The organism is Cohnella sp. AR92, assembly GCF_003990975.1.
Lineage (GTDB): Bacteria > Bacillota > Bacilli > Paenibacillales > Paenibacillaceae > Cohnella.
Window position 1 is genome coordinate 28,425 of sequence record NZ_RZJR01000024.1, and the last position, 22,539, is coordinate 50,963.

At 53.0% G+C, this 22,539-nt stretch carries 16 protein-coding genes and 1 pseudogene; 8 read left to right on the forward strand and 9 right to left on the reverse strand.

Features of this window, described 5'->3' with window-relative positions:
* Positions 1 to 6: 6 nt before the first annotated feature.
* The 7 genes from ELR57_RS26545 to ELR57_RS26575 all read left to right on the forward strand — a co-directional run bounded on the left by ELR57_RS26545 (position 7) and on the right by ELR57_RS26575 (position 6,933).
* Positions 7 to 1,134: a glycosyltransferase family 4 protein gene (locus ELR57_RS26545; RefSeq protein WP_126962753.1), complete on the forward strand. Its 1,128-nt coding sequence runs from the start codon at positions 7 to 9 to the stop codon at positions 1,132 to 1,134.
* Positions 1,131 to 2,279 carry a glycosyltransferase gene (locus ELR57_RS26550; RefSeq protein ID WP_126962755.1) on the forward strand — a complete coding sequence of 383 codons (1,149 nt, stop codon included), beginning with the start codon at positions 1,131 to 1,133 and terminating at the stop codon, positions 2,277 to 2,279. Before ELR57_RS26545 ends, ELR57_RS26550 begins: the two co-directional genes overlap by 4 nt.
* On the forward strand, positions 2,276 to 3,343 hold the full coding sequence (locus ELR57_RS26555) for a glycosyltransferase family 4 protein (RefSeq protein WP_126962757.1): 1,068 nt from the start codon (positions 2,276 to 2,278) through the stop codon (positions 3,341 to 3,343). The genes ELR57_RS26550 and ELR57_RS26555 overlap by 4 nt, the downstream gene beginning before the upstream one ends.
* Positions 3,344 to 3,388: 45 nt before the next feature.
* Positions 3,389 to 5,275 carry an asparagine synthase (glutamine-hydrolyzing) gene (asnB, locus tag ELR57_RS26560; RefSeq protein ID WP_126962759.1) on the forward strand — a complete coding sequence of 629 codons (1,887 nt, stop codon included), beginning with the start codon at positions 3,389 to 3,391 and terminating at the stop codon, positions 5,273 to 5,275.
* Entirely contained in the window at positions 5,272 to 5,730 is a 459-nt protein-coding gene (pssD, locus tag ELR57_RS26565; protein ID WP_192896626.1) for a PssD/Cps14F family polysaccharide biosynthesis glycosyltransferase, read from the forward strand. Before asnB ends, pssD begins: the two co-directional genes overlap by 4 nt.
* Positions 5,727 to 6,212, forward strand: a complete 486-nt coding sequence (gene pssE, locus ELR57_RS26570; protein ID WP_126962761.1) for a PssE/Cps14G family polysaccharide biosynthesis glycosyltransferase — start codon at positions 5,727 to 5,729, stop codon at positions 6,210 to 6,212. Before pssD ends, pssE begins: the two co-directional genes overlap by 4 nt.
* Before the next feature lie 85 nt (positions 6,213 to 6,297).
* A complete protein-coding gene (locus ELR57_RS26575; RefSeq protein ID WP_158630190.1) occupies positions 6,298 to 6,933 on the forward strand; it encodes a YveK family protein in 636 nt (211 codons plus the stop codon).
* A gap of 55 nt (positions 6,934 to 6,988) precedes the next feature.
* On the opposite strand, the gene ELR57_RS26580 is transcribed toward ELR57_RS26575, so the two are convergent.
* Positions 6,989 to 8,734 (reverse strand): cyclic nucleotide-binding domain-containing protein, encoded by a 1,746-nt coding sequence (locus tag ELR57_RS26580; protein ID WP_158630191.1) that lies wholly within the window; start codon positions 8,732 to 8,734, stop codon positions 6,989 to 6,991.
* Between the two features lie 208 nt (positions 8,735 to 8,942).
* Between ELR57_RS26580 and ELR57_RS26585 the strand changes: the two genes are divergently transcribed.
* Entirely contained in the window at positions 8,943 to 11,621 is a 2,679-nt protein-coding gene (locus ELR57_RS26585; RefSeq protein WP_158630192.1) for a cellulase family glycosylhydrolase, read from the forward strand.
* 65 nt (positions 11,622 to 11,686) lie between these two features.
* On the opposite strand, the gene metK is transcribed toward ELR57_RS26585, so the two are convergent.
* The 8 genes and pseudogenes from metK to ELR57_RS26625 all read right to left on the reverse strand — a co-directional run.
* Positions 11,687 to 12,889, reverse strand: a complete 1,203-nt coding sequence (metK, locus tag ELR57_RS26590; RefSeq protein ID WP_126962769.1) for a methionine adenosyltransferase — start codon at positions 12,887 to 12,889, stop codon at positions 11,687 to 11,689.
* A 130-nt stretch (positions 12,890 to 13,019) separates the two neighbouring features.
* The gene (locus ELR57_RS26595; RefSeq protein WP_126962771.1) at positions 13,020 to 13,286 is read right to left on the reverse strand and encodes an alpha/beta-type small acid-soluble spore protein; all 267 of its coding nucleotides are present in this window, start codon (positions 13,284 to 13,286) and stop codon (positions 13,020 to 13,022) included.
* Between the two features lie 111 nt (positions 13,287 to 13,397).
* On the reverse strand, positions 13,398 to 17,390 hold the full coding sequence (locus ELR57_RS26600; protein WP_126962773.1) for an Ig-like domain-containing protein: 3,993 nt from the start codon (positions 17,388 to 17,390) through the stop codon (positions 13,398 to 13,400).
* Between the two features lie 161 nt (positions 17,391 to 17,551).
* Positions 17,552 to 18,030, reverse strand: a pseudogene (locus ELR57_RS26605) (dTDP-glucose 4,6-dehydratase); the annotation flags it as partial.
* A 25-nt stretch (positions 18,031 to 18,055) separates the two neighbouring features.
* Positions 18,056 to 18,622 carry a dTDP-4-dehydrorhamnose 3,5-epimerase gene (gene rfbC / locus ELR57_RS26610; protein ID WP_126962775.1) on the reverse strand — a complete coding sequence of 189 codons (567 nt, stop codon included), beginning with the start codon at positions 18,620 to 18,622 and terminating at the stop codon, positions 18,056 to 18,058.
* 165 nt (positions 18,623 to 18,787) lie between these two features.
* Positions 18,788 to 19,261 (reverse strand): hypothetical protein, encoded by a 474-nt coding sequence (locus ELR57_RS26615; protein WP_126962777.1) that lies wholly within the window; start codon positions 19,259 to 19,261, stop codon positions 18,788 to 18,790.
* A 162-nt stretch (positions 19,262 to 19,423) separates the two neighbouring features.
* Positions 19,424 to 21,634 (reverse strand): hypothetical protein, encoded by a 2,211-nt coding sequence (locus ELR57_RS26620; RefSeq protein ID WP_126962779.1) that lies wholly within the window; start codon positions 21,632 to 21,634, stop codon positions 19,424 to 19,426.
* A 220-nt stretch (positions 21,635 to 21,854) separates the two neighbouring features.
* Positions 21,855 to 22,539, reverse strand: a 685-nt coding sequence (locus ELR57_RS26625) for a fibronectin type III domain-containing protein (protein WP_148125567.1), incomplete at its 5' end; no start/stop codon positions are given.

A 22,539-nucleotide genomic window follows, 5' to 3' on the forward strand; every position in this document is an offset into this window, starting at 1 on the left:
GATAAAATGAACCGTCCCGTTCGTGTCCTACATCTGATCTCCGCCTTCCAGATGGGTGGTGCGGAGAAGCTTCTTCTGGACCTGGCCGCGGAGAACGCCCGAGACAGAGAGATCGATTTTACTATTGTCGTGATGAACGACCTTCTGAATGAAGAATTGGTAGACGAGCTGCGCCGAACCGGAAGCGAAGTCCATCTGCTGCGCCGTCCCCCGACCCACCGGCACCCTCGGTATCTATGGAGCCTGCTGCGGCTCATTCGACGGAGAAGAATTCAAATCATTCATGCCCATAACTACGGCAGCAAGATGTGGGCAATTCTCTGCAAGCTCGCTTTTCCTAGGCTTAAAGTAGTCTTCACTATTCACGACACGAACATCGTAAGCAGGCTCGGAGCTTTCTCGCGTTGGTTGCACCGATGGGCGATCGACCGAAATATAGCCATCTCCAACTCCGTCCTTGCGGAATGTCGGGAAGCCCGATTTGACAACGCTGTAAGGATTTACAACGGAATCAGGACAGCCAAGTTCTCGGAGCATCGCCGGACGCCGGCATCTGCAGACGCTAAAGCGGGTCTAAGGCTTGTCAACGTAGCGCGTCTAACCCACCGAAAGAAAGGCCAGGATGTGTTGATCCGAGCCGTCAAGCGCTGCGCGGATCAAGGATTGAACGTGACCTGCGATTTGATTGGCGGAGCGTATGAGTACGATAAAGGCTCCCCGCTCTATCTGAACGAGCTTGTTCGAGAGCTAGGACTCGAAGGCCGTGTACGATTTCTCGGCAACCGGTATGATGTCGAACGCCTGCTGCCCCAGTATGACGCGTTCGTCTTGCCGTCCCGTTTCGAAGGGCTCGGCCTCGTCCTGCTTGAGGCGATGGCAGCAGGCCTCCCGGTCGTCGCCTCCAATATTGACGGGCCGGCCGAGCTCATCGAGAACGGGAAGAACGGCCTGCTGTTCCCGAATGAAGATGATGCTGCTCTTGCGGAGATGATTTGTGATCTGGCTCGCAACGAGCGGCTGATCGATGATCTATCCGAGAATGCGGCCTTATTCGTGAAGGACTTCGACATGGACGTGATGCTCGGCAAGTACAAGGACATGTACGAACAATTGACGGTCGGAGGAATGCGATGAGCGTCAGAGGAACGATCACAGGCCATGCGGCGCCCGGCGTGCTCCATCTCGTCTCGTCGCTGGAGATTGGCGGTATCGAGACGCTATTGACGAACTTCGCGGAAGCAACCGGAAGGCGAGCGGAGAACTCCATCGTTATAACAATTCTAAACGACAAGATCGATCGGGGCCTTAGCGACCGGCTCGAGCGATGCGGATTGCCCGTATACTTTCTCCGACGGCCTGAAGGGAGCAAGAATCCGGCATACTTCCTCCGCCTCCTACGGATTTTCTTTCGTCACCGGGTAAAGGTTATCCATGCCCATGACCACGGGAGCAAGCATTTCGGCATGCTGTGCAAGGCGCTTCGACCGTCGCTGAAGATTCTCTTCTCCGTTCATGACCGGTTCTTGTTCGATGGACTATCTTCGCCGAAGCTTTACCTGCACAAGCGACTGGTCCATTGCAATATCGCCATCTCCCGATCCGTACTTTCGTATTGCGCGGAGAAAGGGATTCATCGTGCGCGTGTGATTCCTAACGGAATCAAGCTCGACCGTTTCTCCAAGGGAACCCGAACGTTCATGGAAGACGGAGTCTTGCGGATCGTCAACGTTGCCCGGCTTACCCACGAGATTAAAGGCCAAGACGTTCTCCTTCGCGCGCTCGCACTCCTGAAAGAACGCGGCTGCTTATTCCGCTGCGATCTCATCGGAGGCGAATACCCGTACGATCCGGATTCACCGGTTTACTTGCGTGAATTGACAAGTCAGTTAGGATTAACGGAGGAGGTCGCCTTCCTTGGCAATCGGCCGGACGTCGCAGATCTTCTGCCAGGCTATGATGTGTTCGTCCTACCTTCGAGAACGGAAGGATTCGGCCTTGTGCTGCTTGAAGCTCTGGCTTCCGGTCTCATGGTCCTAGCCAGCCGTTTGGATGGTCCACAGGAGATTCTGGGGGAAGATCGGCTCGGATGGCTGTTTTCTCCGGGAAATGAATGGGGTTTATTTGAAAAACTGCATCGTTTATACGAAAAAAACTATGATATAATAAACCCCGACGTCATTCGTCAGGAAATTTCTAGGTATGATATCGAATTTATGACTAATGAGTATTTGGACCTATACAACGAACTTATGCGTAACGGCAAGCGAGGTGCCCTATGAAAGTGCTGGTAGTCGCCAGTTCACCGAAGGTCAAAGGCGGAATCAACTCGGTGGTGGTGTCTCTGCTTGAAGGGTTCCGAACAAGGACAACCGATCTTCAATTCGAGAGATTCTCATCCTATATTAATTCGGTTCCCCCGTTCCTGCGCATCCTCTACTCGACAGCAACCTTCGCAAAGTTCGCATGGAGGGTATTGCCGTTCGATGTCGTGCATGTTCATTCAGCGGCACATGGAAGCTTCTATCGCAAGAGCGTCTATACCTATTTGGCTAAGCTGCTAGGCAAGCAGGTTATCTTCCATATTCATGCCTCCGGGTTTGAACAATTCCAGAAGAGCAACCGTTTCAATGCCAGACTGGTAAAATCGACGCTCGAGAAGGCAGATGAAATCATCGTTTTGTCCGACCAGATGAAACTTCTCGTGAATGGGGCATGCGGCAATCCCAACGTTACGATTCTCCCGAACCCGGTAGCCATTCCGGATGCCGCGGCTATTGCTCCGCTCAGACGTCATCGAGATCGGGTCAATCTCTTGTTCCTGGGAGAGATCGGCCCTCGCAAAGGCATTTACGATCTCATAGACGCTATCGAGAAGCTGACCGAACGGGAGCGCAGTGAACTGACGCTGCATGTATGCGGCAACAACGAGATCGACCAGTTGAAGGCGTACATAAAGGACAAAGGACTTGAGGATAGCTGCATCGTTCACGGCTGGATCGACGGCGAGAGGAAGAAGGACTTCCTTGCTAACGCTGACATTTATATTCTCCCCTCCTATGCCGAAGGGCTGCCTATCTCTATTCTGGAGGCCATGGCCTACAGCCTTCCCATTATCAGCACGAACGTTGGCGGGATTCCCGAGATCGTCCGCGAAGGCGAGAATGGCTTCGTGCTGGAACCGGGACAGACGGATTCCCTTGCCCGTGCGATCCGCACGCTAGTGGGCCATCCTCAACTAAGAAGAGCCTATGGACAACGCAGCCACGAGATCGTCACCCCTCACGATATCCATCAAGTTCTCGATACTCTAACCAATATTTACAAAAAGGCATTACGACGGTAAACAAGCCATTCAAGAACGAACGTTCTTGGCGAAAGGGTGTTGCGGATGTGTGGTTTGGCAGGTTTTCATACTCGAGTTCCTCGCGGGGATTATGCCGAGGTTCTAGCCTCCATGATCGAAGAAATTCACCACCGCGGTCCGGACAGCGATCACTTGGAACTCATTGAGCCCCCAAGCGGCGGCGTCATCGGGCTGGGACATAAGAGACTAAGTATCATCGATTTGTCCGATAATGGCATTCAACCGATGACATCCGCCAGCGGGAAGACGACGATTATTTTCAATGGCGAGATCTATAATTACCGAGAGCTTCGCGAACGGCTCACCCAGGAAGGAATGACGTTCCGCACGGGTACCGACACCGAAGTCATTCTTAATCTCTACGAGAAATTCGGCGAAGACTGCCTGCGGCATCTGAACGGCATGTTCGCATTCGCTATCTACGATCGGGACAAGGACCAGATCTTCGTAGCCCGCGACCGGTTGGGTGTCCGTCCGCTGTTCTATAGCTATGAGCCGGGCTCCCATTTTGCCTTCGCCTCGGAGCTAAAGAGCCTGTTTCTGTTCCCTTCCGTCATTCGTTCCATTAACTATGGAGCGCTCATCGGGTATATGCGAAACCGATATGCGAGCTATCCGGATACCGTTTACGACGGTTTGCGCAAGCTTGAACCCGGCCATTACCTGATCTACCGACAAGGACAATTGACCAATGTTCGTTACTGGGACATCGAGCGCTTCGACAAGACGGACATGAGCTTCGAGGAAGCCCAGGAAGAACTGGACCGTCTCCTTCGGGACTCCATCCGGCTTCGAATGATTAGCGATGTCCCCTTCGGTGCCTATCTAAGCGGCGGGTTGGACTCCAGCTTGATCGTCGCGATTATGTCCCAGATGAGCGGTCAGCCCGTAAAGACCTTCTCGGTAGGCCTGGAGAACTCCAGATACAACGAGCTCGGGTATGCTAAGGTCGTCTCCGATCTCTACCGCACGGACCACCAGGAATTCATTATCAATTCGAAGGACTTCAGGGACACTATCTACAAGGTGATCCACTATCGCGATGCGCCTGCCTCCGAGACGGCCGATATTCCCATGCTGCTCATGTCGCAGCAAGCGAAGAAGAAGGTCAGCGTCGTGTTGACAGGCGAAGGCTGCGACGAGTTGTTCGGCGGATATCCGAAGTATGCTTTTGACGGGTTAAGACAGACGTTCTGGGGGCGCCAGGTGTTTAACAACTCCGCTGTATCCGGCCTTGTTAATCGGCTGCCTTACTCTTTCCGCAAAGCAAAGCTGGCCTACAGCAGCTTGAGCATCCAAGACGACGTAAAGCGCTATAACAACTGGTTCGCCTCCTTCTCCGAGGATCAAGTCGGAGCACTGCTCTCTCCGGGTTTCAAGGATGCCCATTATCCGGCCTTCTCGGCCCGGGAATTCGAGATACGCGGGCACTCGAATCTCGACCGGATGCTCTATTACGACACCAAGTACTGGCTAAGCGATAACCTTCTGGAGAGAGCGGACCGCATGATGATGGCAGCCTCCATCGAGGGTAGGGTTCCTTTCCTCGATTACCGCCTCGCGGAATTCGCTTTTCGCCTGAAGGATTCTTATAAGGTTCGCGGGATGCGGCGCAAGTTTATCGTGAAGAAGGCAGCGGAGAAATATCTGCCCAAGTCGATCATCCACCGCAAGAAGATCGGTTTCTACATGCCGATCGCAGACTGGTTCCGCACCGAGATGAAAGACTTCGTGACGGACCACTTGCTCTCGTCAGCCTTCCGGAACCGAGGGATCTTCCAGGCGGACAAGGTTGAATCGATGTTGAATGCTCATCTGAACGGGATCACGAATCATGAGAAGGAGATTTGGATGCTTCTCAATCTTGAGATTTGGCTACGCACATCCATCGATAGGAGGCCAAACCTGTGAAGATCGCCCTCGCATGCTCGGTAGGCGGTCATCTGACCCAGATGCGCCAGTTATCCAAGTTCTATAAGAAGCACGAATACTTCTTTATCACCGAAGATACCCTCATGACTCAACAGATGGCTAAGCATGAGAAGGTTCGGCTTCTGCGTCTTATCAATCGCAAGAAGTGGAACTTCCCATTGTTGTTCCTGTTCAACACCATCAAGTCACTCTACTACTTGATCAAAGAGAAACCGGATATGATCATCAGCACAGGCGCCCTAAGCGCGGTTCCAGTGCTATTGATCGGTAAGTTAATGCGTAGGAAGATCGTCTTCATCGAGAGCTTCGCGAAGATGCATTCTCCAACGTTGACGGGGCGAATCGCTTACCGGTTCTCAGATCTCTTTATCGTGCAATGGGAATCCATGCTCCGTTTCTATCCTAAAGCCGTTTTTGGAGGGAGTATCTATTGATTCTGTTATCATTGGGGACCCAGGACTTTCCCTTTGAACGACTTCTGAAGGAAGTTGACCGCCTAATCGAGAAGGGCGTCATCCGAGAGGAAGTCTTCGCTCAGCTTGGTTACAACGATTACAAGCCTATGCACTTTGAGGGCAAGGCTTTCACCGACTTTGAAGAATTCGACGCTCTGCTCGATCGTTGCAGCTTCTTGATCACCCACGGCGGCACGGGTACGATCGTCGGTGCGCTTAAGAAAGGCAAGAAAATCATCGCGGTTCCACGCTTGGAGAAATATCAGGAGCACGTCGATGATCATCAGAAAGAAATCATCGGATTTTTCGCGGAGAGCGGTCTAATCATCGGATTGGACGAGGTCGAACAACTAGAGGACGCGCTTGGGCAGATCAATCGTTTCGAAACCAGGCCTTTCATTAGCGGCAATGATCGGATTATCTCCTTAATCGAAGAGGCTGCCGCAGGCAAGATTGATTGACTTTATCCATAATGTAAGGACGATTAACTACTACGGCATGGGCGTTCGAGAGCGCCGGTATGCCCGCAAAGGAAGAGGATCGCTCGTGAAACCAAGCTCGGTTGCATTAACGATTGTGAAGAGGTCTTGGATCCTGTTAATCGGGGTTGTCGTGTTCCTGGCGCCCATCTTCTATCTGGATCAGACCCGAACGGATGAATACAAGGCAAGCGCCTCGGTATTCATTCTGAGACAGACGGACAGCACTTCAACGAACTTGTACCAAGAACTGCTTGCTTCGCTTAGCTTGATCAAGGATTATAAGGTTCTGCTGCCTTCTACGGCGATCACCCGACCGGTCAAGCAGGAGCTGGCCGATCAATTTGAGTGGGCGCAAACGATATCTCCGGAGGAATTAGCGAATAAGATCTCGATAAAGAACGATAACGATAGCCATATTCTCACAGTCAGCGCCACTGACGAAGATCCGGAACGCGCTGCCATTCTGGCTAATGCAATTACCACTTACTTCAAAGAGTTCGCCAAGAAGATCACGGTGGATGAGAGCGTTATCAGCATCAGCGATGCGACGCCTCCTTCCAGTCCGGAATCCATGAGCATTCTATTCTATGCCGCAGGTGGGCTTATCGGTCTTGTCATAGGCGCTATCGTTGCTCTGCTTCCCTTCGGAGGCAGACGCTCACAACGAAGCCAGCGGACGGGCTATCAGTCAGAAGCCTAATCGCGTCAGAATAGAAACAAACGATGGCGTTCCATCCGGAACGCCATTCTTGTTATTAGAAGCTTACATTCTCTCTTGCATGAACGGCTCTGCCGCATCGCGGGCAGTAATGACTTCCGAACGGAATCGTGCTGCTGCATTCGGAACAATCGATATAGGTTACGGGTTCTTCCCCTCTATTCAGCAATTCCGGATTAAGAGCGATGATCGACTGTCTCTCATCCCGAAGACCTTGCCGGACGATCTTCTGCAGGGAATAGAGGCCAAGCGCTCCAATCAGCAGCATCTGTAGAAGATAGGAACGGCTAGGTAATACCTGCAAGTCCCAGAGAGCGTGAAGCGCCAGCGCGAGACTCACGCAGAGAGCGCATACGACTTTTTGATTGTGAACGTACAACTGCCATAACCCATAGGCGGCGATAGCCGTCCAGGTGCCATGTCCGAACGGGGCGAACAACGCACGGAATAGAATAACGTTCAGCGCTTGCCCGGGGTCATGCAGATGGTTTAACCCGTACAGGATATTCTCGAAAGCGGCGAAGCCCATACCGCATGCCGCCCCGTACACGATACCGTCCATGAGGAATCGGTTGCGGCGAAGCCGCAGAAGCCAGAAAACAAAAATGAGCTTCGCGGGTTCTTCGATCAACGCCGTCAGGGCGCTGTTCAAATAAGGACTCTTATCCATAAGGCCGGAGGTTAGCTCTTCCAGCCAATAGGCGATCGGAATGCCTCCGGCAGCGGTAGCCGCAAACATCGTCGCCAGGAGAAAAGGCCTGTTGGTCAGGATGCTTCTTGCATGGAGATAGGCGACGAAGGCGACCGGGCCGACGAAGCTGCCGACGGCGATGGCCGGAATTAACAGTTCATTCAGCCCTAGCCCCAAGCTGGCGTAAGCAAGCGCCGCGAAGCCAATGAGTCCCGCGAGCAGTACTCCTATATGATAGCGTTTCTTGCCGCTCTCGATCTCTGGCATTTCAGTGTTGAGTACCGCCCTTGGATGACTTCTCATGATATCGGCATACCGGATGCGGACGATTTCCTCGAATTGATTAGGCAACAGATTCTGCTGCTGGAGGATGGCTTGGAAATCTCGCTTTGAAATCGTCAGCACTTCGCAATTCGTCGTGCTCTCGACGGTGAAAGGCTCTTCTTGATTCAGAATCAAGCTGCACTCGCCGAAGAAATCTCCTTTCTGGAAAGTCTCCAACGGTCGGCCATTTCGGGTTGCGCGAAGCGTACCCGTTACCACCATGTAAAAGTGGTCCCCGAAGACTCCTTCTCGGGTAACAACCCAATTATCCGGGAAATGGAGGTAGGCCGCCCTTCTTGCGAGAGATTCCAGCGTCTCCTCAGGCAGTCTTGCGAAGATGGAGGCCAAGCGCAAGTAGGTTGTCTTCTGCCGCTCGAGGGAGAACTCGATTAACTGGTTATAGAACGAAGGAGCCTCGGAGACGATTCGTCCGAACGAGGCATGATTGATCATAAGCAGAGAAGCATCCTTGCACGCGCGCGCGGATGTTCTCCGTACCGTGTCCCGATGCAGCGTGATATCGCCGAAGATACGGCCGCGGTCCAGCGTCGCTACAACTGTATCCAGCCCGATCAGATCCTTGCTTACGATCTCGATCGCTCCGTTGTATACAAAATAGCAAGCATCGCTGTGTTCGCCTCTGCGGACGATGTACTCCTCCTGCTCGCAGGTAACGGCTTCGATATGGCGGTGCAAAGCGGCTGCCTCTTCGAGGGAGAACTCCCGTATGAAAGGCAGGGAGAGGATGAACGCATGAAGTTCACTCACATCCGGTTTCCGAACACTCATCATTTCATCTCAACCTTTGAGGCATGTCGTGATTTCATTGTATGATGACGGACTCTCCCATTCAAGAAGAGCTCGTCGATTTTTGCGAAATTTGGAAGATTTCCTAAAGCGTATATGGAAATTTATATCATTTAATTTTAGAATAAAAGGATTAATGTGGAAGATTAGGTTCGAGGGGGCTCCGTACATGCGAAGATTCGGTAAATACTACCTCGTCATATTCGCAATTCTTGCCATTCTGTCGGCATTTTGGTATTTCAATGCCGTCGGGCAGGAGAATTCGCCGCAGACCGTCTCCCTTCATCCCGGCGATAACCTATTGGATGCCGGAGCGATCGTCCTGGACGCTCCAGCCGGCAAGTATGGTTTTGTTCGTGCGGAAGGAGATCAATTCTCTTTTGAAGGCGGCAGGATGTTTAAGATCTGGGGAACGAACCTTTACTTGCGGGGAGCCCTCCAATCCAAAGAGAGCGCCGAGAAGCTGGCAGATCAACTTGCCAAGCTGGGATACAACCTTGTTCGTCTGCACGGTCTCGACAACGTAGATGGCGGTATACTGGCTCAAGGGGATCGTTTAGCCTTGGATGCAGAAGCGATGGATAAGCTAGACTATCTCATCTACCTTCTTAAAAAGAAGGGTATCTACATCGATCTGAACGTTCATGTCAACAACCGATACGAACATTCCGATCTACCTCAGACGGGCATCCCGATTGACGGTAAACAGGTGCACTACTTCAGCGAGGACGCGGAGAAGCATCTCAGAACGTATATCGAGCTGCTAGCCTCTCATCTCAATCCCTATACGGGATTAGCTTACCGAGACGAGCCTGCTATCGCCGTCGTAGAACTTCTGAACGAAGACGGCATGCTTCAAGCGTCCCTCGCCGGACAGTTGAACGGAAAATATGAGGCCAATTCGGCGAAGAACGTAAGAGGCTCTTATGATCTGCTTCTGACCCAGAAGTGGAACGAGTGGCTGAAACAGCGGTATGGAACGAACAAAAAGCTCTCCGACGCCTGGAAGGGCCGCGAAGCCGGCCCCAATCTATTATCCTCCCCGGAGAGCAAGAGCGGGCTTGATTGGTTCTTCAAGACGAACGCCGAAGGGCTTCAATCAACCGTAAGCTACGACTCCGGTCTGCGAGCGATAAGAATCTCGACCAATAAACTGGCCAAGGCTCCGGAGAAACTGCACATCCAATATGGACAGAAAGGGTTCTCCATGCAACGAGGAGAACGTTATGAGCTGCAATTCGACGTTAAAGCGGATTCCGTGCGAACGATTGCCGTCGAGCTAACGAACGCTTCCGAAGCTAATGGAAGCTTAGGTACCTATCTGGGAGACGAGACAAGAAAGGAATTCGAGGAGATTCCCGTAACGACGTCATGGGAACATCGCCGGTACGTCTTCACGAGCTATGACGGTTCCCCGGACGTACCCGCCAAGCTTGATTTCGCTGTCGGGGATTCGACGGGCAAACTTTATTTGAAGAATATTTCGCTTCGCATCGCGGAAGTACAATCGCTGTCTCCCGGAGAGTCTCTCGAGCTAGGGACGGTCAAACGGACATACATCTTTGATTCCGAAGACGATTCCAAACAGCGCACACAGGATCTAACGGAATTCTATTACGAGCTCGAGACCGGCTTGAACGAACGCCTGTATAAGTATGCTCGCTCCGCTGGGTTCAGGCAGCCGCTTAGCTTCAATAATTGGTACAACGGCGGCAACCTGTCTACTCTCGCCCAATCAAAGGGCGATTTCACGGATAATCACATCTTCTGGGATCCTCCGTCAAGTTGGGCTCGGAGCCAACCGTTCACGATGAATAACCGATCTCCAGTTTCGGATCCCGAGAAGCTCTTGCCGCACATGATGATGATCCAAGCCATTAAGGACAAGCCTTATTTGCTTTCCGAAGTGAATAACACCTTCCCATCCGATTATGAATATGAATTTTACCCGGTTCTCGTACCTTATTGCAGCCTTCAAGGAATCGGCGGGATCATTCAATATGCGTACACGGACGCCGATATCGGCACCTTGAAGGACGACTATGTTAAATCGTTCCTTTATACGGTCAACGACCCCGTGATGAACATCCAGTCTTTCGTCTACTCGATAGCGTTCCTCAAAGGCTATGTCCAGCCCGCTCGGGAAGAAATCGTTCTGAACTATACGAAGTCTTACTCCCTGAGCACTTTTAAGCAATTCCAGGACAAGACCAACTACAACCTGATCGGCACGGATTGGAGAAAGGGGATCGATCTGTCGAAAGGCTTGTTCGCCGCACACCGCGTCAGAAAACAGTTCGTCCCGGACAACGAATCGACGACCAATGTATCGGAAGTGCGTCCGGTCGAAGCGGCCCTGCTGGACAAGGCCGACAAGCTTCAATCCGATACCGGCGAGTTGACCTGGACTCGGCAGTCGCCGGAATCTTCTTACTTGAAAGTAGATGCCCCGAAATTCCAATCGCTAACGGGGAGAATAGCAACGAAATCCTTGTACACGTCCAACTTGTCCATCCAGTTGGACGGTGATGCATCCGTCTCGCTCCTTTCGCTGGATGACCAGGCGATTGGCAATTCTTCGAAAGTCCTGCTATCTATCACGAGTAGTGAACAGAATACGGGACAGACCAAGGACCCCGTTACGGGGAATTTGAGCAACTGGGGTACCGCTCCCGTCATTTTGAATGAGATTCAAGGCACGGCTAAAGTTCTGGCGAAAGCCGGGGTTAAGGTATACGCGCTCAATCTGCAAGGTGACGTCGTATCAGAATTGGAGTCCTCTAGAGAAGGGGAATGGGTCCGCTTCCGGATCGATAAACGTTACCCCTGGTATTTACTATCCAACTAGTCTTTCACCCAAAGAAAAAGCCTCATCCCTTTTGCAGGGATGAGGCTTTTTCTTGTAGGGTTGGACTACGATATTGCGCCTTGCTTAAGAGCATCGACCTTGTCCAGACGCTCCCAAGGAAGATCCAGGTCGGTGCGGCCGAAGTGGCCGTACGCGGCCGTTTGCTTGTAGATCGGGCGGCGAAGATCCAGCATCTTGATGATGCCGGCCGGACGAAGATCGAAGTTGGAGCGAACGAGCTCCACCAGCTTCTCTTCGGCCACCTTGCCCGTGCCGTAGGTGTCCACGTTGATGGAGACCGGATTCGCCACGCCGATGGCGTAAGCGAGTTGAATCTCGCACTTGTCGGCCAGGCCGGCTGCCACGATGTTCTTCGCTACGTAGCGCGCCGCATAAGCAGCCGAGCGATCCACCTTCGTCGGGTCCTTGCCGGAGAACGCGCCGCCGCCGTGACGGGCGTATCCGCCGTAAGTGTCGACGATGATCTTGCGGCCGGTCAAGCCCGCATCGCCTTGCGGTCCGCCGATAACGAAGCGGCCGGTCGGGTTAATGAAGAACTTGGTCTCGGCATCCAGCCATTGCTCCGGAACGACTTGCTTGATCACATGATTGCGGATATCCTCCTGAATCTGTTCAAGAGCGATGTCTTCCGAGTGCTGGGTAGAGATGACGATCGTATCGACGCGAGTCGGCTTGCCGTCCACGTACTCGATCGTGACTTGCGTCTTGCCGTCCGGACGCAGATAGTCCAGCGTGCCGTTCTTCCGAACTTCGGACAGGCGGCGGGACAGACGGTGCGCCAGCGCGATCGGAAGCGGCATGAATTCCGGAGTCTCGTTCGTCGCGAAGCCGAACATCAGGCCTTGGTCGCCCGCTCCGATATCGGCGTTCTCTTGAAGGACATCCTTGCCGTCGCGATTCTCGAGCGCGGCGTTAACGCCCTGCGCGATGTCCGCGGATTGCTCATTAAGCGAAGTAAGAACGGCGCAAGTGCTGGCGTCGAAGCCATACTTGGCGCGTGTATAACCAATTTCTCTGATCGTGCTGCGCACGATGGCGGAGATATCTACATAATCGGCTTTGCTGCTGATTTCCCCAATAACCAGAACGAGTCCGGTGGCGACGGATACTTCGCACGCAACGCGCGCATAAGGATCCGCTTGAAGGAAGGCGTCAAGCACCGCGTCGGATATTTGATCGCATATTTTGTCCGGATGGCCTTCCGTGACCGATTCGGACGTGAAGAGATGTCGTCCTTTGATCGACAAATTCTCCAACCTCCTCCTGCACAAAAAATTAACCTTTTCCAATAGGAAAAGGTTGTAAGACAGACCTTCAGATGATAATGATACCGGAATAGTCGAGGGGTGTCAATGGACCTTTGCCTATGTCGATCCCTTACAGAATCGTCTGTTGAGCTTGCTGCACAAGCTTCTTGGTGATTCCGCCCCCGACCGCTCCCGCTTCGCGCGCCGTCAGATTGCCCAGGTAGCTGGAGCCGGATCCGGACGGGGAGAAGCTTCCCAATTCTCCCGCGAATTCCGTATCCTGACCGCCGAATCCGCTCTGCCCGAAGGGCACTCCCAGCTCCGAAGCCACTTCATACTTCAACTGATTCAACGCGCTCGCGCATTCCGGTACCAGCTTCTTATTCCGACTTGCCATTCGTTATAGCACCTCCTTATAAGTTGACGGTCTTAGTATGGATCGGGACCGGACTCCGTAGGCGTATAACATCATGGGCATGGGGGAAAATAAAGGCGGTTCTGCACGTTTCTACACTTGCATGAAGCCGATATACTTCAGAAGACGATCGATCATGACCGCAGCTTGGGCGCGCGATGCGTTATCCTGCGGCTTGAATTGATTGCTCGACACTCCGTTCATGATCCCCGCCGCAACGCTCTGCAGCGCTGCGTTCTTGGCATAGGAGCTGATTTTCGCCTTGTCGGTAAATCCATTCAGCTCCGAGCCCGTGGCGTTCACCGAGAGCCCGACGTACGTGATCGCCCGCTGCATCATCGTCGCCATCTCTTCGCGGGTAATGTATGCGTTCGGCCGGAACAGTCCGTCCGAACCTCCTTGCACGATACCCGCCGCGCTGGCCGCTCCGATATAACCGGCGTTCGCGCCGTTTACCCCGACATCGCTGAAGCGAGCCGCCGCGCTCTTCTGGCTGGACAGCCCCAAGCCCTTGGCGATCCACTTCGCGAAGTCCGCGCGGGTAACGTTCTGGTCTGGTTGGAAGGTATTCAAGCTCTTGCCTTCCACGATGAACTTGGAGGACAGGCCGTTGACGCTCTCCTTCGCCCAGGCGGCCGTTACGTCGCTATAGGACTTGGCATAGTACACCGCAGCATATACGCTGTTGCCCTTACGCTCGAAGCTCAGCTTCGTGGTAGTGCCGTTGCGGGTAATCGTCGTCGGTACATAAGAGATATCGTTGGCGTCCGGGTCGTAGCGAACGACGGACAGCTGCGAATTCTTCAGGTTGGACGCGTTCCCTACCGTAATCGACCGTGTGACATAGTTATCGTATGCCGTCACTTCGGTACGGGTCCCGTTCACGACCGTATAAGCCGAGAAATCAACCAAGGAAGTCAGAATCGTTCCGCCTTGCGAAGTGATCTTGCTGACCAAGGAGGAGTTCGAAGACTTCTCGATCTGGAGGAGCAAGTAAGCGGAGCCGTCTTGGTAGAACTTCTGGTTAAGGGAGCTGCTGCTCAGCGCAAGCAGCGGATACTCGAATTGATAATCGCCATAGTCTACCCGAATAACCGCTTGCGGGTTGATGGACGCTCCGGTGATAAGCGCCTGAAGCGGCAAGGCCACGAGCGCTCCGGACTCCGTCGTCGGTACCACGAAGTTCACCTGCAGCTTCGATATATTGGTTCCCTTCTGCAAGAGAGCCAATGCATTCGTTAGGTATTCTGCGTTCAGCGTATATAGATTCGCAACCGCTCCGGATGACAGCGTGCTCGTAGAGGTCGTCGCGCCCGTCTTGTTGAAGGTCAGGCCGCCCTCGCTGTTATACTCGAGGTAGCTGTTCAGGCTGCCCGCTCCCGAGCTGTTGGTCAGCGTTACCGGCCCGAAGCTTGCGACGGTCAAGCCCAGGTTATCCTTCAGCGAGTTGCCTGTCGAATAATAAGAGACCGTAACCGCTTGTCCCGCGATCGCTTGGGACGTCAGGTTCAACGTAACGGCTGCTCCGGATACTTGAACCGTCGATACCATCGCGTAGTTCCCTCCGACCGTTACCTGGAACTGGGTTCCGTTAGGCACGTAACCGGAGTTCAGGGAGGACGAGAAGTTCAACGTGATCGTCGAGCCGTTAATCGAACCGCTGGAATACTTAGCCGCGTTGCCCGAGCCGACGGTAATCGCGTAGCTGCTGATCAGAGCGGCCTCGTTGCCCGCCAGGTCCTCAAGCGGCGTCGTGCCCGGAATGTATGTAACGAGCACCGTGCCGGACGTAATGGAATAGGACAGCGTGAGCACCACAGAATTATTATTGATGGCCACCGAAGAGATCGCAGAAGCGGTACCATTCGACAGCACCGAGAAGCTGGACTTCGGAGGAACCGAATTCGGGTTCAACCCTTCGTTGAAGTTAAGGGTAACCTGATTCCCCGATGCCGTTCCCGACGACAAGGTCGGAGCCGTCGTATCGATGCCGTTCGTCACGTAGAAGTCCGAGAACGCGGTCATCGCGTTGCCGCTCTTGTCCCGAATCGGAGTCGTGGAATTCGGCGAATAGGACACCGACACGCTCTGCGAGGTGGAAGGGCTGCCATTGAGAACGAACGTGATCACCGTGCCGTTCAGCGACACGCTCCGAATGCCGACGGAGCTGCCGTCGTACTTCACGGAGAATTGTGATGCCGCGTTGCTAGGCAGATCGTTCAGCGTCTTATTGAAGGTTAACGTCAGGACATTGCCGGCAATCGAGCCGGAGGACGGCTTCGGAACGGTCGTGCTGGATGTGTTGGACACCGTGGTGGAACCCAAGCTGGCAGCCCGGTTGCCGGACAGGTCCATGAGCGGGTTAGAGAAGACGGTATAAGCAATCATTACTTTCTGGCCGACCGCTACGCTCTTCTGCAGCTTAACCCACACTTGCTTGCCTGCAACTTCCACGCTCGAGACTTGTACGGCCACGTCGTTGACCGTTACATAATAGTTGGCCGGAGACGGGACGGAGTCTTTGTCGAGTTCCTCGTTGTAGGTGAGTACGACCGACATGCCGTCCATCGCGGCGCTGACGAAGCTAGGCGCGGTAGTATCCGAACCGACGGTCTGGAAGCTCCAGCGGTAATCGTTCAAGATGCCGGGGAACACGTTGTTGTTGTTGGTCGTATCCCAAATAACTCCGGGCTCGATGTAGACGGCGTACTTGGTGGACCTCGACAAGGTCGTCCCTGTTGGAAGCTTGATATTAACAACCGTTGGATCACTTGATGAGACGCTTAGCGGGATATCCGAGATAAAATAGCCTGCGGAGGGGCCGCTTACGGTCTTGATTCGCGCATTCCCAAGAACATTCACGGGCTTATTGAACTTCATGCTCAAGGTGCCCACGTTCACCTTCACGTTAGTAGCGCCGGCCGCCGGCGTCAGGGAGACGATCTCGGGAGCCTCGACGTCATCGACCACCTTGAAGCTCCAGTTAGAGGTTCCCGCATAATTGTTGCCCGCGGCGTCATGGAATGCCAGATTCGAGATGGTTACCGAATAAGTCGTGTTGTCTACGAAATCCGGGCAGTAGCCGTTCGTCGGATTTATCGTAATGGTGGAATCGGAATTGCCATAACCCGAGACAGCTCCGGAATCCGCTGCGATCGTACAGATCGTCGTTGAACCTTTTTTAAGAGTAATAGTGCCGCTTCCGGCATAGACCGGCTCGCTGAACTCAACGGAGAGCGTTCCTCTCAGCCCTCCCATCGTCCCTCCGTTCGTCGGCTTGAAAGCAACGACGGTCGGCGCCGTTTTGTCGATCTGAGCCTTCGTCGTGAAGTTCCAGGTTGTCGAATCGGCGATCCCGTATTCGCTGTTCTTCGAATCCAGAATGGCTCCCATATCCATTAGAATGTAATAGCTCGTCGAATAATCCAGCTTGCTCAGCTTGATCGAGACCTTCTGGCCGCTGACCGTCACCGAACTGCCGGAAGCGCTGATCGTCTGGACGGTTGCGTTGTCCGACGCACGCTTCACATAGATATTACCGGTGCCCTTCTTCATCGTCTTCGAGGTCGAATAGGTCGCGGAGATCGTGATAGCCGCATCGGCGCTAACATCATTCGTATAGTACGGATCATAGGTTGTCGCAATATTAGCAACCGTGAACGACCAGCTTGTGATCGCGCCGAAAACTTTACCCGTGCTTTGGCTGGCGAATACGCCTTCAGGGATGGTTACCGAGTAGTTGCCCGGAGTAAGCGTTCTCTTCGGCACAATGGTAACTACTTTAGTAGGTTGCTCGAGCAGGACGTTGCCCAGGTCGTTCTGCACGTCCAAGGAATCGAACGGATTGCCGTCCTTCGTAATCGTGATAGAGCCCGCGCCGCGAATGATATATTCGTCGAAGGTCAGCTTCAGATCGGAGCCCGAAGGAACCTCCGTATCTCCTAACTGGGGAACTTGTTGGTTAAGCGAAGGACCGTTCGTCCCGCTTGCAAGTGCCGTCGTTGCCCCACCCATGCCATAAGGCAGGCTTAAGGAAACAAGAAGAGCGGCAATAAGAACGATAGCTAGTGATCGTATTCGAAGCAAAATGAACCCTCCCGAAAGGCATAGTCGTACCTTATATTTCGGCTTTCGGGCTGGAGAAATTTAGGTTTGAGAGGGAATCCAAGCAAAAAACCTGACCGCCTCGACGCCTATGCATCGGTTCGGTCAGGCGAAAGCAGGAGAGTTGTGCGCCGCTGCCCATTCTATTGCTCCGAGAGATATTGCCGATAGGCTCCCGACTGTACCCGGTTCATCCACTCTCGGTGCTCCAGATACCAGCGAATCGTCTCGCGAATTCCGCTCTCATAGTCATGTTTGGGGCGCCAACCGTGCTGCGGATCTTCGTTGCGTCAATCGCGTAGCGGCGATCGTGGCCGAGCCGGTCCTGCACGTACGAGATCAGCGAATCCGGCTTGCCTAGCTCCCTCAGAATTGTCGACACGACCTGAAGATTCGTCCGCTCGTTGCTGCCTCCGACATTGTACACTCCGCCGACCGCTCCCTTATGAAGAACGAGATCGATCGCGCTGCAATGGTCCTCGACGTAGAGCCAATCGCGAACGTTCAACCCGTCTGCGTAAACCGGAAGCGGCCGATCGTTAGCAGCGTTATCAATCATTAAAGGGATTAACTTCTCGGGGAATTGCATAGGACCGTAGTTGTTCGAGCAGCGAGTAATGTTCCGGCTCCGCCGGTTACCAAGAGCCTCAACTCACCCCACCCTCGTAAACGAAGTTGATCTCGGCTTCTTGAAGAGTCGGATGCCTGGCATCCTTGTCCGATAGAATCGGCTTGCTCGTCGGCCAATCGATCGCCAGATCCGGATCGTCCCAAGCGATGCCGCGATCATTCTCCGGCGAGTACAGCTCATCCACCTTATACAGCACTTCCGTGTTCGGGACCAGCGTGCAGAAGCCGTGAGCGAAGCCTTGCGGCACGAGCAGCTGACGCTTGTTGCTGGCCGAGAGGATAAAGCCCTGCCATTGCCCGTAAGTGGGAGAGCCTCGGCGGATATCGACTACCACGTCGTAGACAGCGCCTGCCGCGACGCGAACGAGCTTGGTCTGAGCCTTCGGTTGAAGCTGGTAGTGCAGTCCTCGCAGGACCCCTGCCTCCGCGGACAAAGAATGGTTGTCCTGCACGAACGTCATCGCGATCCCGTTCTCGGCGAACGTCTTCGCGTTGTAGGATTCCAGGAAGAACCCGCGATGATCGCCGAATACGGTAGGATCAATCAGAATGACCCCTTGCAACTTCGCCTCCGTCAACTTCATAGGGTACCACTCCCATCTCGTTTTTTTGTTTTATTTTACCAGATTCATCTCACTCATATATATTCCCTTTAGGTGTTAAATCGTTTAGGCGGTTGCGGTTTTTCTTGTCTTGCACAAAAAGAAGGACTCCATCGGCTGTCGATCAGCCTGCAGAGTCCTTCGTTGTTATTGGAGCTGATAGCTTCCGCGAACCAGCACGATCAATCCGTTCTTCTGGTTCGGATCGGCTTCGACGCCTCTTCCGCCGCGCGGGAACAGGATCAAGTGATTCGTCGCCACGGCCTTGCCGGGAGCGATGTCGAGTCCGTCCGTCATGTCGGACAGCCCGTTCGCGTCCGTGCTGTAGGCGATGGCCTTGCCGCTGCGAACGATCAGCTCTCCGCCGTCCTGCACGATAATCTTCTTGCCCAGAGGCACCGTCACCACTTCAAGCTTCGCCGCTCCGCCGGACGAGCCGCCCGAGCCAAGCGCTTCCGCGATCTTTTGATCCACGTACGATTTGGAAACTATAGGGTCGCTTGTGCTTCCGGGAGTCGTCGAACTTCCGTCAGCCAGCGCTGACTGATAGTAGACCGCGCTGCCTCCCACGATTCCTGCGGCGGCTAGCAAGGCTGTCAACACTTTCATTTTCTTCCGCAAATTCAATAACTCCTTTCTATTCATGCTTAAAGCCCTATAGTTGATATCGGCCATCCTCTCGGAGCTCGTAATAGTTTTCTACCAAAACATTCGGCGAAATAGAAAAGGATTTTCTCATAAAAACAGAACCGCCGCGGATTGCGGCGGTTCTGTCCTTCGGGATTATTGCGCGGTTGCGGTTGAAGCGGCAGAAGCGGCTGCGTTCTCTTCGGTCCAGTTGTTCTCGATGAACCAGTTGAGCTTATGTTCCGCTATCAGCTTCTTCGAGTTCTCGACTAAGGAGTAGATTCTCACATAGTAAGTCAGTCGTCCGTCGATCGAATCATAGTTTAGAGGCTTGCTAAGAGTAATTTCTTGATCCGAGCCCGGTTTAAGCGAAGTATCGGTATCCTTATCGATCTCAAGTTCTTGGGAGGAGTACGTGTAAGTCTTGCCGTCATCCTCGTCGAAGCCTTCGATATTAATCATAAGCTTGGATCCGCTCGGTACGGCGTTATAAGTCATATCTTTCTCCAACGTGTAATCCAACTCAAGGTTAAGGGTTGGAGTAAGCACATTCGGAGTCAGCTTATTAATCGTCAGTTTATAGTTCAGGAACGGAATCTCGCTCATGACCGTCATAAGCCTCGTATCCATCGGAAGATTGAACTTAGCGGCGCTCAGGTAAGCATTCGGTGTCGCAGTACCTGTCGAATACGCTGCATCCGTTACGGCTTCACCCAGGATCAAGCGCATGTTGCCGGTGAAGTAGTCCTGCGGCAAAGTGGTCGTGTATGTCACGAGCGACTTGTTCGATGGGTTAATCAATCCCGTGCCTTCATTCAACTTAGCCGGGAAAGTATCCCCATTGTCGTTGACGAAGTATCCTACGAGCTTGGACAGATTAGCGGACCTTGTTTGGTTGTTCTGGAGACCCACCTGAACTTCAAGAATCTTGGATGTCGTGCTGTTGTATACATTCACGTTATTAATTGTTGCCGTCATCTTGCTTCCGTCTCTTGTGATCTTGTAAGACTGATCGGCTGCATAGATCGGCATAGCTGTCTGCGCGGATGTTCCAGTCAACTCTCCGGCTTTGGTGTAAGTATTGTTGTCCTTCTGATCGTTGATAACAAGCGTAGCCTTGGAGAACGAGTAGCTTGTTGGCATCTTCGCATAGACATCCAAGTCTATGTAAGCTCCTGCGTTCAGACCGAGTGGAATGCTCGTCGTGACCGGAGTGAAGTTCACCTTAACCTTGTTATCCAGGTAGAAATAGCCTGTCAACGTTGGAATCGATATCGACGTCTGGGAGGTGTTCTTAATTCGGATCCGCGCGGACAGGATATCTTGATTATCCCAAGGCTGTCTTGTTAGTTGGCTCAAGTTGAACGAATAAGTTCCCTCGCTCGTCGAGTAGTTGAAGGACGTGGTACTCGTCGACGTGCTCGTCGAGCCGAACTTGATCGCGTATCCTCCAACCGGCAAGTAAGTTGCCGAGTCTCCTCCGTCCTTCTTAGTGACGACTAGGGTCCATCCTGCCGTTTTGATTGAGGATGGGATAGTGGCGTTCAAGGTAACTTCGGTTCTCTTTAGAGGTTCCATCACCAAATCGGAGGTGTTGGATGGCGTTGCCTCGTAAGTCTCGCCTGTTGCCGTAACGATGTAATACTTGTAACCGCTCAGCGTAATGGCTTTCTTGCCGATGTTGTTGTATACGAAGTTCACCGTCGCATACGTGTCATCTCCGGACGTGCCTACGGATGCTGAGGAAATCTTGGAATAGAGAGTCGTATTGTTAAAGTACAGGGCCTTGAATGCGCCCGCCGATACGATGTTGTTGAAACTTTTCGGGAAGGAGAACTTGCCCAAGCTAACCTCGTAGTTTGCCTTAGTGAAGTCGAATTTAACGACCTTTAGGCTCAGGTCGGACAATTTCGTCGTTTCTCCTACTTCTGCGTATAGGGTGATGAATGATTTCGTTTTCGATGCGATTTTAGTCGTCTTTGCATCAGCGGAAGCCGTCTTGATCGTATAAGCTCCTCCCGAACTATTCGTCAAGCGGAACCAATAGTCGGATAGATCAAGTGCGCTGGAACCGCCATTGTAGATACTGAGCGTGAGAGCCACAGTTTGGCCGCTATCGGATGGTGAGATAGCAGCATCTACGAGATTGATATAGCTGTTCTGCGACAGAGCGATCGGTTTAATGAATTTAGCCAACGATGCCATTCCTGCCGGAATGCTTGAAGTCGCTGCCGCGGCGTCTTTGGCTCCGGAAGTCAGCGTGAAAGGAGAAGCGACGAGCGCAAAGGCCGTGATTCCCAATAATAGTTTCTGCCCTTTGCGGGAATGCTTGCGATGCAAGGCCTTATCGTTCGAATGTTGATCCATCGGTACGTAGTCCTCCCTGATCATAATTGCATATAGTATAGTCTTCCTAAATGAATAGAACGTGAATGGAACATAAAAACTATCTGAAAGAAATTCTGGAGGCGTATGTATTATATACGTATATTCAAGGTAAAAAGTTGTAGCTGCTCCTGTTTTTACGTAAGAAAAGAGCCAGAAACGATAAATACCATCGTTTCTGGCTCTGCAAGTCTATTAATCCTTATTTCGTTATGAAGGTGAACTCCTCGGAAACTCCTTCTTTATAACCGCCCTCGACAACGATCCGGAACGTATAGCGCGTGCCCGATTGCAGACCGGTCACCGTCGCAGAGGTTGCCGTTGGGTTAATAACCCCCGTAACCGCAGATACCCATTGTCCTCCGTCCCACTGTTCAATGCGAACGGCTTCCGCCTTCGTTGCCTGACTCCAACGAAGAGTAAGACTGCTCGTTGTACTCGAGTACAGACTGAGGCTAGGAACAGCTTGAGTATCCGTCTTCACCGTGATGACATTGGAAGGACCCGCATTCTCACCGCCGGTTACATTGAGCCGGATGTAGTAGGTCGTGTTCGGAGTTAAACCCGTTAATGTCGTGGTCTCAAGCGTCTTCGTCACCGATGTCGATGTCCAAGTCGTGCCGTCCGTCGAGCGTTGTACCTGCACGGCCGTCGCTTTCTTTGGCGCCGTCCAGATCAGGGTGATTCGACTGTCGCTCTTCACCGTGCTCTTCAGATTGCTTACCGCGATCGTATCCGTCGTTGCCGTTACCGACTTCGAGTCGCCCCCATAGACGCCATCGCTGATATACAGACGGAAATAATACTTCGTGCCCGGACTCAGACCCGTTACCGTCACTCCCGTCTCCGTAATGGCAAGGTCCTTGGCGGACGTGCTTGTCCAGGAG

What these genes read in the sequence shown, in the direction of transcription:
- ELR57_RS26545 (WP_126962753.1), top strand. Translation starts at nt 7, where the DNA reads ATGAACCGTCCCGTTCGTGTCCTACATCTGATCTCCGCCTTCCAGATG.
- ELR57_RS26550 (WP_126962755.1), top strand. Translation starts at nt 1,131, where the DNA reads ATGAGCGTCAGAGGAACGATCACAGGCCATGCGGCGCCCGGCGTGCTC.
- ELR57_RS26555 (WP_126962757.1), top strand. Translation starts at nt 2,276, where the DNA reads ATGAAAGTGCTGGTAGTCGCCAGTTCACCGAAGGTCAAAGGCGGAATC.
- asnB (WP_126962759.1), top strand. Translation starts at nt 3,389, where the DNA reads ATGTGTGGTTTGGCAGGTTTTCATACTCGAGTTCCTCGCGGGGATTAT.
- ELR57_RS26585 (WP_158630192.1), top strand. Translation starts at nt 8,943, where the DNA reads ATGCGAAGATTCGGTAAATACTACCTCGTCATATTCGCAATTCTTGCC.
- ELR57_RS26595 (WP_126962771.1), bottom strand. Translation starts at nt 13,286, where the DNA reads ATGGCAAGTCGGAATAAGAAGCTGGTACCGGAATGCGCGAGCGCGTTG.
- rfbC (WP_126962775.1), bottom strand. Translation starts at nt 18,622, where the DNA reads ATGAAGTTGACGGAGGCGAAGTTGCAAGGGGTCATTCTGATTGATCCT.
- ELR57_RS26620 (WP_126962779.1), bottom strand. Translation starts at nt 21,634, where the DNA reads ATGGATCAACATTCGAACGATAAGGCCTTGCATCGCAAGCATTCCCGC.